This window comes from Streptomyces sp. SID3343 (assembly GCF_009865215.1).
Classification (GTDB): Bacteria; Actinomycetota; Actinomycetes; order Streptomycetales; family Streptomycetaceae; genus Embleya.
Window position 1 is genome coordinate 1 of sequence record NZ_WWJX01000301.1, and the last position, 13,478, is coordinate 13,478.

General features: G+C 69.5%; 12 protein-coding genes. 10 read left to right on the forward strand and 2 right to left on the reverse strand.

Features of this window, described 5'->3' with window-relative positions:
- A partial coding sequence (locus tag GT354_RS10310; RefSeq protein WP_161355977.1) for an FAD-binding protein occupies positions 1-498 on the reverse strand: 498 nt, incomplete at its 3' end.
- Between the two features lie 200 nt (positions 499-698).
- Complete coding sequence (locus GT354_RS10315) at positions 699-1,463, reverse strand: SDR family oxidoreductase (protein ID WP_161355978.1); 765 nt, start codon at positions 1,461-1,463, stop codon at positions 699-701.
- A 116-nt stretch (positions 1,464-1,579) separates the two neighbouring features.
- On the opposite strand from GT354_RS10315, the gene GT354_RS10320 reads away from it, so the two are divergent.
- The 10 genes from GT354_RS10320 (at position 1,580) to GT354_RS10365 (ending at position 13,387) form a co-directional block, all read left to right on the forward strand.
- On the forward strand, positions 1,580-2,350 hold the full coding sequence (locus GT354_RS10320) for an IclR family transcriptional regulator (RefSeq protein WP_161355979.1): 771 nt from the start codon (positions 1,580-1,582) through the stop codon (positions 2,348-2,350).
- A 509-nt stretch (positions 2,351-2,859) separates the two neighbouring features.
- On the forward strand, positions 2,860-3,711 hold the full coding sequence (locus tag GT354_RS10325; RefSeq protein WP_161355980.1) for a fumarylacetoacetate hydrolase family protein: 852 nt from the start codon (positions 2,860-2,862) through the stop codon (positions 3,709-3,711).
- Positions 3,708-4,613 carry an SMP-30/gluconolactonase/LRE family protein gene (locus tag GT354_RS10330; protein WP_346011969.1) on the forward strand — a complete coding sequence of 302 codons (906 nt, stop codon included), beginning with the start codon at positions 3,708-3,710 and terminating at the stop codon, positions 4,611-4,613. Before GT354_RS10325 ends, GT354_RS10330 begins: the two co-directional genes overlap by 4 nt.
- Before the next feature lie 128 nt (positions 4,614-4,741).
- A complete protein-coding gene (locus GT354_RS10335; RefSeq protein WP_161355981.1) occupies positions 4,742-5,677 on the forward strand; it encodes an alcohol dehydrogenase catalytic domain-containing protein in 936 nt (311 codons plus the stop codon).
- A 73-nt stretch (positions 5,678-5,750) separates the two neighbouring features.
- Entirely contained in the window at positions 5,751-7,046 is a 1,296-nt protein-coding gene (gene melA, locus GT354_RS10340) for an alpha-galactosidase (RefSeq protein WP_161355982.1), read from the forward strand.
- A gap of 29 nt (positions 7,047-7,075) precedes the next feature.
- Positions 7,076-8,167: an amidohydrolase family protein gene (locus GT354_RS10345; protein ID WP_161355983.1), complete on the forward strand. Its 1,092-nt coding sequence runs from the start codon at positions 7,076-7,078 to the stop codon at positions 8,165-8,167.
- Positions 8,164-9,090, forward strand: coding sequence for a sugar ABC transporter permease (locus GT354_RS10350; protein ID WP_161355984.1), 927 nt, complete (start codon positions 8,164-8,166; stop codon positions 9,088-9,090). The genes GT354_RS10345 and GT354_RS10350 overlap by 4 nt, the downstream gene beginning before the upstream one ends.
- 10 nt (positions 9,091-9,100) lie before the next feature.
- A complete protein-coding gene (locus GT354_RS10355) occupies positions 9,101-10,060 on the forward strand; it encodes a carbohydrate ABC transporter permease (protein WP_161355985.1) in 960 nt (319 codons plus the stop codon).
- A gap of 19 nt (positions 10,061-10,079) precedes the next feature.
- Positions 10,080-11,453: a sugar ABC transporter substrate-binding protein gene (locus GT354_RS10360; RefSeq protein ID WP_161355986.1), complete on the forward strand. Its 1,374-nt coding sequence runs from the start codon at positions 10,080-10,082 to the stop codon at positions 11,451-11,453.
- Positions 11,454-11,494: 41 nt separating this feature from the next.
- A complete protein-coding gene (locus GT354_RS10365; protein WP_161355987.1) occupies positions 11,495-13,387 on the forward strand; it encodes a spherulation-specific family 4 protein in 1,893 nt (630 codons plus the stop codon).
- The last annotated feature ends 91 nt before the right edge of the window (positions 13,388-13,478 follow it).

A 13,478-nucleotide genomic window follows, 5' to 3' on the forward strand; every position in this document is an offset into this window, starting at 1 on the left:
CAGCACGTAGTTGCGGGTGACGCCGTACTTGAGGCCGCGCAGTCCGCCCGCGCAGGTGGCCACGTTGCCGCCGACGGTGGATACCGTGCGGCTGCCCGGGTCGGGCGGGAAGAGCAGGCCGTGTGCGGTCGCGGCGTCGGCGAGGGCCGCGGTGGTCACGCCGGGTTCGACGACGGCGAGCAGTTCGTCGGGGCTGATCTCGCGGATTCGGTTCATCCGCGTGGTGACCAGGACGATGCCGCCGTCCAGGGCGACGGTGGCCGCGCAGAGGTTGGAGCCGGCGCCCCGGGGGACGACCGGGACGCGGTGCTCGGTCGCCAGGCGCAGCACGGCGGCGACCTCGGCGGTGTCGGCCGGGAAGACCACGGCGTCCGGGAGCCGATCGAACAGGGGGGTGGCGTCGCGGGCGTACGGCACCAGGTCGCCGGTGGTGTGGCGCACGTGCTCGGCGCCGACGATCGCGCCGAGGCGGTCGATCAGGTCCGTGGGCAAGGGCATGCTTCGTACGTCTCCCTCGGGCGGGTAGCCGTAGCGACGGCGGCTTCGGTGTCGGTGGTGGTCGCGTCACGGGCGCGGGCCGCGTCGTGTCGGCGTGCGGCCCGCTTTGTCCTCGGTTGCCGGGCGGCTGGGTCGCGGTCCAGGCGGGTTCGGCCCTGGTTCGGGCCGGGGACGCGGTTCTGCGGTCCCGGTCGGGTGGGTTACATCACGGCCAGTTGGCCGCCGTCCACGACCAGTTCGGTGCCGTGGATGAAGGCTGCGTCGTCCGAGGCCAGGAACGCGTAGGCGGCGGCTACGTCTTCGGGCCGACCGGCGCGGGCCAGGGGGATTCGGTCGGCGACATAGGTGGATTCGAAATCGGCGTTTGCCATTGCGCCTGCGATCGAGGCGTTCAGTGGTGTACGGATGTATCCGGGACACAGGGTGTTCACCCGGATCCCGTACCGGCCCAATTCCACCGCCATCGTCTTGCCGAGCAGGAGGACGCCTCCCTTGGAAGCGTTGTAGTGCGCGTAGTCCTCCTCGCCCGCGATACCGTTCGTGGACGACATGTTGACGATCACCCCGCCGCCGCGCTCGGCCATGTGTCGGCCGACCGCCTGCCCGACCAGGAACATGCCGCGCAGGTTGACCGCGAGCATGCGATCGAAGTGTTCGGCGGTGATCTCCAGGAACGGTTCGCGCCAGGCGATGCCGGCGTTGTTGGCGAGCACGTCGATGCCGCCGAGTTCGCGGACGGCGGCCTCGACGAGGGCGGTTGCGTCCGGTTCGTGGCTCACGTCGACGGCGAAGCCGGTGACCTCGCCGAGCGGGCGCAGTTCGGCGACGGCATCGTCCACCTCGGCGGGGTCCAGGCCGCTCACCACGACGCGGCACCCCTCTTCGAGGAAGCGCCGGGCGGCCGCGATGCCGATGCCGCTGCTGCCGCCGCTGACGAGTACTCGCTTGCCGATGAGTCCGCGCATCGCTTCTCCTTCGTGACCGGTCGACGGGCCGGGACGCTATCAGCGATACGCAACACGGTCTATCATTCCATCAGGCGGAATGCCATCCCATTATTGTCTCGTCCCGAGGGGTGCCCTTGACCGGCAACAGTGATTCGCCCGTGATCAGCGTGGATCGGGCCCTGCGGATCCTGATGCGGATGGGCGAAATGTCCCGAGGTATCACCCTGGAGGAGCTTGCGGGAGATCTGGACATCCCCAAGAGCACCCTCCATCGGCTGCTCGGAGCGCTCAAGCACCGCGGATTCGCCACCCAGCCCGAGGTGAACGGCCCCTACTTCGTCGGGAGTCAGCTGCTGGCCACCGCGTTCCGCTTCCACGACGACATCGACCTGCGTTCGATGGTGCATCCGCTGCTCGCCGACCTGCGCCGGGTGACGGACGAGACGGTGCACGTGGCGATTCTGGACGCGGGTGAAGTGGTCTATCTGGACAAGGTCGAGGCGTCCGGTGCGGTGAAGCTCTCATCGGTGATCGGCGGCCGAAATCCCGCGCACAGCACCGGAGTCGGCAAGGCCCTGCTGGCCTGGACGTACCCCACGGACGAGGCGTTGCGGGCCTGGGCGACGCCTCGGCTGCCGCTGCGGTCGGCGACTCGGCACACGCTCACCTCGGTGCCGAAACTGGCCGCGGAGTTGGACCAGGTGCGGCGTCGTGGCTGGGCCGCCGACCTGGAGGAGAACGAGTTGGGGCTGCGGTGTGTGGCGGTGCCGCTGTTCCTGGGGCGGTCGGCGCCGGCGGCCGCGATCAGTGTGACCGGGTTGAAGTCACGGATGACGTCGGCGCGGATGGCGGAGCTGGCCGATGCGCTGCGCTCGCGCGTGGCCGAGTGGGCAGGGGCCTCCTAGGCCGCGCCGCGAGATCGGCGCCGAGCCTGGTGGCCGAGGCCGTCCCCGACACGGCGCCGGTCTCGTCGGAGTAGGCAAACGCCGGACGGGCCGGGTTTGCTGCCGTTGCGGGATTCCGGCGGCCGGGTTCCTGTGTCGCGAAGACCGGGTTTGCCAGCGGATGTGGTGTCCATCCGGTATTGCTACCGTTTCGGGCTCCCGGCGCTCTGGTTGTGCTTTCGAGTGCCGGGCGGGCCGGGTCTGCCCGGTCGGGGTTTCGGACGTCGGCCGAGTGTGGGGCGTGGGGATTGCGGTGGGTGACGGGGACCGGCGGATTGTCCCGACAGAGGAGGTTTGGCGTACGCAGCGTCACCTAACTGGCGTGCCTGGTGGGGGAGTTGCCCCGGCCGCCGAATCGGCGAGATGTCGGTTCGGGGTCTCTTGACAGGTTCGGCGACGCGTTGTTTTACTCGCTTCGCCACATGGAATTGCATTCCGCTAGACGGAATGCCGAAACGACGGGGGGCGGCATGAGGCTGGCGACAGTCGAATACGAAGGCCGGGCGGTGCCCGTGGTCGAGCGCGACGGCGGGCTGTACCGGCTCGACGGACCCGGCGGCGGTACGCTCGGGGCGCTGGTCGCGGCCGGCCCCGACGCGCTGCGGGCGGCGACCGACGCCGCCGCCGACAGGATCCACGCGAACCGCTACCTGGCCCCGCTGCGGCCCGGGAAGATCGTCGCGATCGGCCTGAACTACCTGGACCACATCCGGGAGGCCGGAGTGGAGCCGCCGGCGAGTCCGCTGGTGTTCGCCAAGTTCCCGTCCAGCGTGATCGGCAACGGCGACGCCGTCGTCGTCGACGCCGAACTGACCGACAACGTGGACTGGGAGGTCGAACTCGGCGTCGTGCTCGGCCGCCGCCTGCGCAACGCCGACAAGGACGAGGCGATGGCCGCGATCGCCGGCTACACCGTCGCCAACGACGTCTCCGCCCGCGACCTCCAATTCGCCGACGGCCAGTGGGTGCGCGGAAAGAGCCTGGACACGTTCTGTCCGCTGGGCCCGGTCCTGGTCACCCCCGACGAGGTGGCCGACCCGCAGGCGCTCGCCCTGCGCACCCGGGTCAACGGGGAGACCGTGCAGGACTCGTCCACCGCCGAAATGGTTTTCGGCATCGCCGAGTTGCTGTCGTACTGCTCGCGCGCCTTCACCCTCGAACCCGGCGACCTGGTGCTGACCGGCACGCCCTGGGGCTGCGGTGCGTTCATGGACCCGCCGCGCCGGCTGGCACCGGGCGATGTGCTGGAGACCGAGGTCGAGGGCATCGGCGTACTGGTCAACCCGGTCGTCGGCACCGAGGCCCGACCGGGACGCCCGTGATCCTCGGCGGTTCCGTCCCCGGAGCGGGGGCGGGGCCGACCCTGCTGTCGCCGCCGGCGGCCACCCTCGGCGAAAGCCCTTGCTGGGACGCGCGCGGCGGCCGGCTCCTGTGGGTGGACATCCCGGCGGGCCGGGTCCACTACCTGGTCACCGACACCGACCTGTACGGCTGGTACGACGTCGGCCGACCCGTCAGCGCCGTCGTCCCACGCGCGGGCGGCGGCTACGGCCTCGCGGTGCGCGAGGGATTCGCCGTCCTGGAGCCCGACGGCGCGATCCGCATCGTCGCCTCCGTGCCGGACGAACGTCCCGGGAACCGGATGAACGACGGGGCCTGCGACCGAGCCGGCCGCTTCTTCGCCGGTACCAAGGCGGAGGACGACACCCCCGGCGCCGGCGCACTCTACCGACTCGACCCGCCCGACACCAACCGCCCCGGCGAACCGCCCCGGCTCACCCGCGTGTTCGCCGGCGTGACCAACTCCAACGGGATCGCCTGGAGCCCGGACGAGCGACTGCTCTACTACGTGGACACCGGCACCGGCCGGATCGACACATGCGCCTACGACCCGACCGACGGCACCGTCTGCGACCGCCGGCCCTTCGCGGAGATCCCGGCCGAGGCGGGCCTACCCGACGGCCTGACCGTCGACGTCGACGGCGGCGTGTGGGTCGCGCTGTGGGAAGGCGCCGCGCTGCGGCGGTACGCCCCCGACGGACGGCTCGACCGCACCCTGCCCGTCCCGGCCCGGCGGGTGACGAACTGCGCGTTCGGCGGCCCCGACCTGGACGTGCTCTATGTGACCACGGCCGCGACCGACGACCGGGAACCGCTGGGCGGCCGGTTGTTCGCGTTCCGGCCCGGGGTCCGCGGCCTGCCCGCGCACCCCTACCGAGGCTGATCTTCCCGCCGCGGCCGACCACCGCCGCGACCCCACGAACGACCCGACACCCGCCCCAGGGCGAGATGGAGAGTGCACGTGAAGGCCAATCAGCGCACCGGCGACGGGGCGATACCGGGGGCCCGACGATGAGGGCGCTCGTGTTCACCGGGCCGGCCACCGTCGAGATGGACGACGTCGCCGAGCCGGAACCGGCCGAGGACGAGGTATTGGTCCACGTTCGCAGCGCGGGCATCTGCGGCAGCGAACTGCACGGCGTACGCACCCCCGGCTTTCGGGTCCCGCCGCTGGTAATGGGTCACGAATTCGCGGGCGTCACCGACGACGGAACCTCGGTCACCGTCAACCCGATCCTGTCCTGCGGCACCTGCGACCTGTGCCGGGGCGACCTGCGTCAGGTCTGCCGCGACCGCCGGATCATCGGCGTACACCTGCCCGGCGGCTTCGCCGAGCGGGTCGCGGTACCGCGCTCCGCGCTGCACAAACTGCCCGACGACATGTCGTGGGAGGCCGCTGCGGTGATCGAGCCCGCCGCCAACGCGGTACACGCCTGGCGCCTCGCCGACGTCGCGCCCGGCGCCCGGGTCGGCGTGATCGGCGCCGGCACGATCGGCCTGGTCTGCGTGCTCGCAGCCGCCGACGAGGAGACCGCGAGCATCGCGGTCGCCGACCGCTCGCCCGAACGCCGCCGGATGGCCGCCAAGCTGGGCGCCACCACCGTGGCCGGCGAACTCACCGGCGAGTTCGACGTGGTCTTCGACGCGGTCGGCAGCAGCGACACGCACGAGCAGTCGGTGCGCCTGCTACGCCCGGGCGGGGTGGCCGTCTGGCTCGGCCTGGCCGGCGCCGAGGCGGGCTTCGACGCGACCGTGCTGGTGCGTACCGAAAAGCGGGTGCTCGGCTCGTTCGCCTACACCAACGCGGAGTTCGAGCGAGCCGTCGAACTCGTCGGCGGCTGGGGCCTGGGCTGGACCGCGAGCTACCCCCTGGAGTCGGGCGCGGAGATCTTCACCGACCTCATGCACGGCGGCAGCCACCCGGTCAAGGCCATTTTGCGCCCCTGACCCACCCGCGCGACGCCGTCCATGCGCTCACCCGAGCGCCCGATCCGAAGCCCCACAGCGAGGTGACCGAACCATGGCAAGGATCGTGCTCATCGGAGCCGGCAGCATCACGTTCGCCAAGAACCTGCTCTCCGATCTGCTGACCTATCCCGAACTGACCGACGAGATGACCGTCGTCCTGCACGACATCGACGCCGAACGACTCGACACCGTGGAACAGATGACCCGTTGGATGATCGACAAGCTCGGCGTCGGCACCAAGGTGGAAGCCCACCTCGGCCGCCGCCGGGCGCTGGCCGGCGCCGACTACGTGATCAACGAGATCGCGGTGGGCGGCGTCAAGGCCGCACACGTCGACTTCGAGATCCCCGCCCGCTATGGGCTGCGTCAGACCATCGGTGACACCCTCGGCATCGGCGGCATCTTCCGCGCGCTGCGCACCATCCCGGTCATGGTCGGGATCGGCAAGGACATGGCCGAACTGTGTCCCGACGCGATCCTGATCAACTACACCAACCCGATGTCGATGATCCCGCGCGCGGTCTACGAGGGCACCGGCCTGAAGAAGGTCGTCGGTGTCTGCCACTCGGTCCGCGACACCGAGGCCACGCTTGCGCGGCTGGTGGGCATACCGAAGGAGGAGATCTCCTTCCGCACCGCCGGCGTCAACCACCAGGCGTTCGTGCTGCGCTTCGAGCACCGCGGCGAGAATCTGTACCGGCGCCTGGACGAGGTGATCGAGGCCGACCCGGAGATGCGGCGCCGGGTGCGGGTGGAGGTCTACCGCCGCTTCGGCTACTTCCCCACCGAGTCCAGCGAGCACGGCTCCGAGTACCTGCCCTGGTTCCTGCCGCACCAGGACCAGGTGGACCGCTTCCGGTTGCCGATCGGCACCTATCTGGACTGGCTCCAGGACAACCTCGACACCTACGAGACGCTGGTGGCGGGGCTGCGCGCGGGCAACGGCGTGGAGATCGCGCCGGGCAACGAACTCGCCTCCCTGATCATCCACTCCGCCGAGACCGGCACCCCGCGCGTGCTGCACGGCAACGTGGTCAACGACGGGCTGATCAGCAACCTGCCGGCGGACGCGTTCGTCGAGGTCCCGTGCCTGGTCGACAAGGCCGGCGTACAGCCGACCAGGATCGGCGCGCTGCCGCCGCAACTGGCCGCGCTCAACCGGAACTACCTCAACGTCGGCGACCTGACCCTGCACGCCGCCCTCGAGGGTCGGCGGGACCACGTCTACCACGCCGCGATGCTCGATCCGAACGCGTCCGCGACCCTGACGCTGCAACAGATCCAGGATCTGGTGGACGAGTTGATCGTCGCGCACGGCGCCTCGCTGCCCGACGGCATCCGCAACTGATCCGCCCGACCCAGACAGGGAGCGAGAAGATGATCCCGCACTTCCCCCACGAAACCGTCGTGCCGGCGCACCTGAAGGACCTGCCGCTGGCGCGGTACACGCCGCGCTCGAGGCTGGTCGTCGGGGCGCACGAGGTCGAGCGGGCCTCGCTCCCGGTCGTCGACGCGCACATCCACCTCGGCCGCTGGCTCAGCGAGGACGGCGGCTGGGTGGTGCAGGACGTCGGCGCACTGCTCGCGATGATGGACGAGTTGGGCATCCGGGGCATGGTCAACCTCGACGGTCGTTGGGGTACGGAACTGGACGAGAACCTGGAACGCTACGACCACGCCCACCCAGGCCGGTTCGCCACCTTCTGCCACGTCGACTGGCGCGAGACGGCCACTCCCGGATTCGAGAAGCGGATCGCGGCCGGGATCCGTCGCGCTGCGGAGACCGGTGCGGTCGGTCTCAAGGTCTGGAAGGACCTCGGCCTTCAAGTGCGGGACCACGACGACGCGTTGGTCATGGTCGACGACCCTCGTCTGGACACCCTGTGGGCCACCGCGGGCGAGGTCGCCCTGCCGATCTGGATCCACACCGCGGACCCGGTCGCCTTCTTCGACCCGATCGACGAGCACAACGAGCGCCTGGAACTGCTCCTGGCCCGCCCGGACTGGTCGTTCGCAGACGAGCGATTCCCCCGCTTCGAACGGCTGGTCGAGGCACTGGAGAACGCGGTCGCCCGGCACCCCGGCACCACCTTCGTCGGCGTGCACATGGGCTGCTACCCGGAAAACCTGCAATGGGTGGGCCGGATGCTGGACACCTACCCCAACTTCCACGTGGACATCGCCGCCCGGATCGCCGAACTCGGCCGCCAACCCAGGGCGACCACCGAATTGATCCTGCGCCACCCCGACCGGGTGCTCTTCGGCACCGACGAGATCCCGCCGGACCGGGACTCCTACCAGCGGCACTTCCGCTTCCTGGAGACCGCCGACGAAGGATTCCCGCACTCCGACCAGGACCCGCCGCTGATGGGCCGCTGGGCGATCAGCGGGCTCGACCTGCCGCGCGACGTCCTGGCCAAGGTCTACGCCGACAACGCGCTGCGGCTCGTTCCCAGGCTGGCCTCATGAGCACGATCCTCGGCCGGCGCACGAGCCCCGCCCGCCCCAGGACCGCCAACCGGGCACGGTCGAAAGAGAATCGGGCCGCCGGCCTGTTCCTGCTCCCCGCCTTCGTCGGCTTCGCCGTCTTCTACCTCTACCCCACCGGGCGCGGCATCTGGATCTCGCTCACCGACTGGAACCTGCTGTCCGACCCGAAGTACGTCGGCGCCGACAACTACGTCGAGGTGGCCAAGGACCCGCTGTTCTGGAACGCCCTCAAGGTCACCGCCTACTTCGTCTTCATCACCCTCGGCGTCCAGGTCGGCGTCGCCCTCCTGCTCGCCGCGATCATGGTCCGGCTCACCGGATCCGTGGTGGTCCGCGCCCTGCTCCTGGTGCCCTGGCTGGTGCCGAACGTGACCATCGGGCTGATCTGGCTGTGGATGCTCGACGCCAACCTCGGCTTCGTGAACCACCTGCTCGGCAAGACCGGCAGCGAGACACACGGCTTCTTCGCCTCGCCGGACGAGGCGCTCCTGAGCGTGTCCGCGGTCAACATCTGGGCGGGCACCGGATACGTGGCCCTGCTGCTGTACGCCGGGATGTTGCAGATTCCGGGCGAACTCTACGAATCCGCCTCCCTGGACGGCGCGGGCGAGATCCGGATGTTCTTCAAGATCACCCTGCCGCTGCTGCGGCCGATCCTCGCGCTGGTGATGGTGGTCTCGGTGATCGGCTCGTTCCAGATCTTCGACACCATCGCGGTGACCACCAAGGGCGGCCCGGTCGACGCCACCCGCGTCGCCTACTACTACATCTACCAGGAGGCGTTCACCCACTTCCGCATGGGCTACGCCGCCGCGATGGCGCTGTGCCTGGTAGTCGTGCTCGGCGGACTGACCTACCTCCAGATGCGCCTGCTGCGCGCCTCCACGTCCGACCTGGCCTGAGGGGTTGACCATGTCCACATCCACCCCGGTTCGAGCGACGGCTCAGGCCGTGTCACCCGAGCCGGTCGACGAGACCGGGCGCCGCTCGCCCCGCCGGAAGTCCATCCTCCGAAAAGCGCCGGCCTGGCTGGTGCTGGGCATCTCGCTGGTGATCACCCTCTTCCCCTTCTATTGGATGTTGCGCACCGCGCTGACGGACGGCAACCACCTCTACTCCGACAGCACCTCGCTGTGGCCCCACAACTTCACCTTCGCCAACTTCGAGCGGGTACTCGGGCTGGCGTCGGACGAGGAGAACCGCGCGGCCGGTGGATCGGGCGCCGACCTCGACTTCCTGCTGTACACCCGCAACTCGATCATCTACACCACGGTGATCGTGCTCGGGCAGACCTTCTCCTGCGCGATGGCCGGCTACGCGCTCGCCCGACTGCGGTTCCGCGGACGCGAGTTCGCCTTCGCCGTGGTCGTGGGCGCGCTGATGGTGCCGCCGATCTTCACGCTGCTGCCCAACTTCGTGATGGTCAAGGACCTGGGCATGCTGAACACCTTCGCCGGGATGGTCGCGCCGACCCTGCTGATGACCCCGTTCACGGTGTTCTTCCTGCGCCAGTTCTTCATGTCGATCCCGCGCGAGATCGAGGAGGCCGCGATGCTCGACGGCGCCGGCCACTGGCGGATCTTCTGGCGGGTGGTGCTGCCGATGAGCAAGGGCCCGATCCTGACCATCGCGCTGACCACCGCCGTGTGGGCCTGGAAGGACTACCTGTGGCCGCTGTTGGTCGGCAACGACCCGGACAACCGGGTGCTGACCACCGGTATCGGCGTGTTCCTCCAGCAGTCGCCCAACGCGCGTCCCGACTGGACCGGCCTGATGGCCGCTTCGACGCTCTCGGTCGTCCCGATGCTGATCCTGCTGGTGGTCTTCGGCCGACGGATCGTCAACGGCCTCAACTTCACCGGCCTCAAGTGAACCCCCCGAGGAGATCCGCATGACCCGTTCCCTGATCCGCCGTTCGCTGAGATCGCCCGCCGTCCGGACGTCCGCCGTGGTCGCCAGTGTGGTCCTGGTCGCCGCCGGTTGCGGCTCCAGTGGCTCCTCGGGCGGTGGCGGCGGGGGCTCGGTGAAGCTCAAGTATTCGCTGTGGGACGACAACCAACTCCCGCAGTACAAGAAGTGCGCGGAGGCGTTCCACGCCAAGAACCCGAAGATCACCGTCGAGGTCACCCAGACCGCGTGGGCGCAGTACTGGCAGAACCTGACCACGCAGGTCGTCTCCGGAACCGCGCCGGACGTGTTCACCGACTCCGTCCTGTACTTTCCGCAGTTCCAGAAGAACAACCAGATCCTGGATCTCACGCCCTACATCCAACGCGACGGCGTGGATCTGCAGCAGTACCAGACCAACCTGGCCGACGTGTGGACACGTGACGGAAAGCGCTACGGCCTGCCCAAGGACTGGGGCACCATGGGCGTCGCATACAACAAGGAGATGGCGCAGCGCGCCCAGCTCACCCCGCAGGCGTTCGACGCCTTGAACTGGAACCCGGTCGACGGCGGCGACTTCGGCCGCGCGGTGGCCGCGATGACCGTCGACGAGAACGGCCGCACCGGCCTGGAGCCGGGCTTCGACAAGGACAAGGTCAAGACCTACGGCCTCGCCATCGCCTACGAGGGCGGCGCCGTCGGCCAGGACTCCTGGGGCTCGTTCGCGGTCTCCAACGGCTTCCAGTACGTGGACAAGAACCCGTTCGGCACCAAGTACAACTACGCCGACCCCAAGCTCGCGCAGACCCTCGACTGGTTCGCGGGACTGATCAAGAAGGGGTACATGCCGGCCTACGACAAGCAGTCGACGGTCGGCGCCGACGGACTGCTCCAGTCCGGCAAGGCCGCGATGACCATCGCCGGTTCGTGGATGGCCAAGACCTACATGGCCGACGGCAAGGTCGCCTTCGCCGGCATGCCGACCGGTCCCGCCGGGCGCAAGACGCCGATCAACGGCCTGTCCGACGCCGTCTACGCCAACGGCAAGCACAAGGAAGAGGCGTGGCAGTGGGTGAAGTTCCTGGCCTCCACCGAGTGCCAGGACATCGTCGCCGCCGAGGCCGTGATCTTCCCGGCGATCACCTCGTCCTCGGCCAAGGCCGAGGCCGCGCATCTGGCCGCAGGTCGCGACATGCGGACCTTCACCCAGCCGGTGGCAACCCCCGGCCAGACCTTCGTACTTCCGGTCACCGACCAGGGCGACCGGATCCTGGACATCGTGCAGAGCGCCGTCGACCGGGTCTGGCTCGGTCAGGCCGACGCCGGATCCGCGCTCGGTCAGGCGAACAGCGATGTCAACGCCCTACTGAAGAAGTGAGCCACCGTCCCATCCGGAAGTCCATTCCAGGAGGAGTACGCATGCGCACGGACACTCGTGCCCGCTCGTGGAGAGCGCGCACTGCCGCGGCGGGAACCGCCGCCGCGGCACTGCTCGGCGGGTCGCTGATCGCGACCGCACCGGCCGCCCACGCCGATCCCGGCTCCGGTATCGACCAGCAGGTCGGTGTACCGGCCTACTTCCACCCGGGCGTCCCGTCCGGTGGGGCGGCCTGGGCCACCCTCGCCAGTGGCACGGGCACCCCGGGGTTGACCATCGTCAACATCGCCAACGGGCCGAACTTCGAAGAGGACGCGCCCAACAACACGTTCAAGACCGCGATCCGGAATGTGCGCCAGGCCGGTGGCAAGGTGATCGCCTACGTGGACACCGGCTACTTCGGCACCAACACCATCGGCGCCCCGAAGACCACCCGGCTCGGCGACACGAGCATCCCGGCGTGGCGGGTCCAGATCCAGCACGACGTGGACAAGTGGTACCGGCTCTACGGCCCCGACATCGACGGCATATTCTTCGACCAAGGGCAGAACAGCTGCGGCCCGAACGGGACCAACGCATACGCCGACGAGTATCGCGCGCTGACCGCCTACACCAAGCGCAACCACCCGGGTGCGCTGGTGGTGGACAACCCCGGGATCGACATCCCGCAGTGCTACGAGGACGTTGCCGACATCCAGGCCACCTTCGAGGGCAGCTATGCCGACTACCAGGCGTTCAACCCGCCGCAGTGGGAACTCGACAGCGACCCGGCCAAGTTCTGGCACCTGATCTACGAGACCACCGCGGCACAGATGCCGTCGGCGATCGCGCAGAGCAAGGCGAAGAACGCGGGCACGGTCTACGTCACGCCGGACCAGTTGAACCCGAACCCGTGGGACTCGCTGCCGGACAGCACCTACTGGTCGAGCGAACTCGCCGCCGCGAAGGTCTCCCCGACCGCCGCTCCGACGACGCCCGCCCAGCCCACCGCGACCACTACCTCGGCCACGTCGGTTCAGCTGAGCTGGCCGAACTCGGGCCCGAGCACAGTGGCCGGCTACGACGTCTACCGGGGCGGCGTCAAGATCGGCTCGGTGCCGCACCGCACCACCGGCACCGCGCAGTTCTCCGCGACGGACCTGACCCCGTCCACCGCGTACTCGTTCACGGTTCGCGCCCGCAACGATGCGGGAGTGTCGTCCGCCGCGAGCCCGGCGCGCAACGTCACCACGTCGGCCCCGGGTGCCAACCCGCCGGGGGTGCCCGGGTCCTTCACCGGCGCGACCAGCGGCCCCACCTCGGTGCAGCTGTCCTGGACCGCGTCGACGCCGGGGTCGGCCGCCGTCGAGGCGTACGACATCTACCAGGACAACGCCCGGCTGGCGTCGGTGCCGGCGACCCAGACCTCGGCGCGTCTGGGTGACATGACACCCGGTAGCACCCACTCCTTCGACGTGGTCGCGCGAGATGCCACCGGCCGGGTGTCGGCGCACACCGCGTCGGTTTCCCTGACGCCTCCGCCGCCCGTGGGCGGGCCGATCGTGGACGTCTCGGCCACCCTGACCGCCACCCAGGCCGAATACAGGGCGACCTACCAACTCCCGTTCGGTACGCACCGGGTCTTCATCGACGCGGACAACAACCCCGGCACCGGCTACGTCACGGGTCCCGTGTACCCGGGCGTCGGAGCCGACTTCATGCTCGAGAACGGCTTCCTGTACAAGGCCACCAAGAACGGCCCGGACTGGACCGGGATGTGGCAGTCGGTCTCCCTGACCCCCTCGCCGCTGGTCTCCAGCACCAACGACCAGTACCTGTGGCGGATACCGACCTCGGTGTTCGGCACGCAAAACGGCGGCACGCAAAAGCTCGCCATCCAAGGCGGTGAGCCGAGTACCTGGGCGCCCTCCTACCTGACCATCGTCCAGCAGTAACCCCGTGCACGGGCATCCCGGCCGCCGTCTTCGGTCGGGACGCCCTCGGACGACGTGCGGCGGCCTCGTCGCCCACGGCGTCGACTCGTCT

Excerpts from the sequence above, each read along its gene's own strand:
- GT354_RS10315 (WP_161355978.1), bottom strand. The coding sequence starts at position 1,463 with ATGCGCGGACTCATCGGCAAGCGAGTACTCGTCAGCGGCGGCAGCAGC.
- GT354_RS10325 (WP_161355980.1), top strand. The coding sequence starts at position 2,860 with ATGAGGCTGGCGACAGTCGAATACGAAGGCCGGGCGGTGCCCGTGGTC.
- GT354_RS10335 (WP_161355981.1), top strand. The coding sequence starts at position 4,742 with ATGAGGGCGCTCGTGTTCACCGGGCCGGCCACCGTCGAGATGGACGAC.
- melA (WP_161355982.1), top strand. The coding sequence starts at position 5,751 with ATGGCAAGGATCGTGCTCATCGGAGCCGGCAGCATCACGTTCGCCAAG.
- GT354_RS10345 (WP_161355983.1), top strand. The coding sequence starts at position 7,076 with ATGATCCCGCACTTCCCCCACGAAACCGTCGTGCCGGCGCACCTGAAG.
- GT354_RS10350 (WP_161355984.1), top strand. The coding sequence starts at position 8,164 with ATGAGCACGATCCTCGGCCGGCGCACGAGCCCCGCCCGCCCCAGGACC.
- GT354_RS10355 (WP_161355985.1), top strand. The coding sequence starts at position 9,101 with ATGTCCACATCCACCCCGGTTCGAGCGACGGCTCAGGCCGTGTCACCC.
- GT354_RS10360 (WP_161355986.1), top strand. The coding sequence starts at position 10,080 with ATGACCCGTTCCCTGATCCGCCGTTCGCTGAGATCGCCCGCCGTCCGG.
- GT354_RS10365 (WP_161355987.1), top strand. The coding sequence starts at position 11,495 with ATGCGCACGGACACTCGTGCCCGCTCGTGGAGAGCGCGCACTGCCGCG.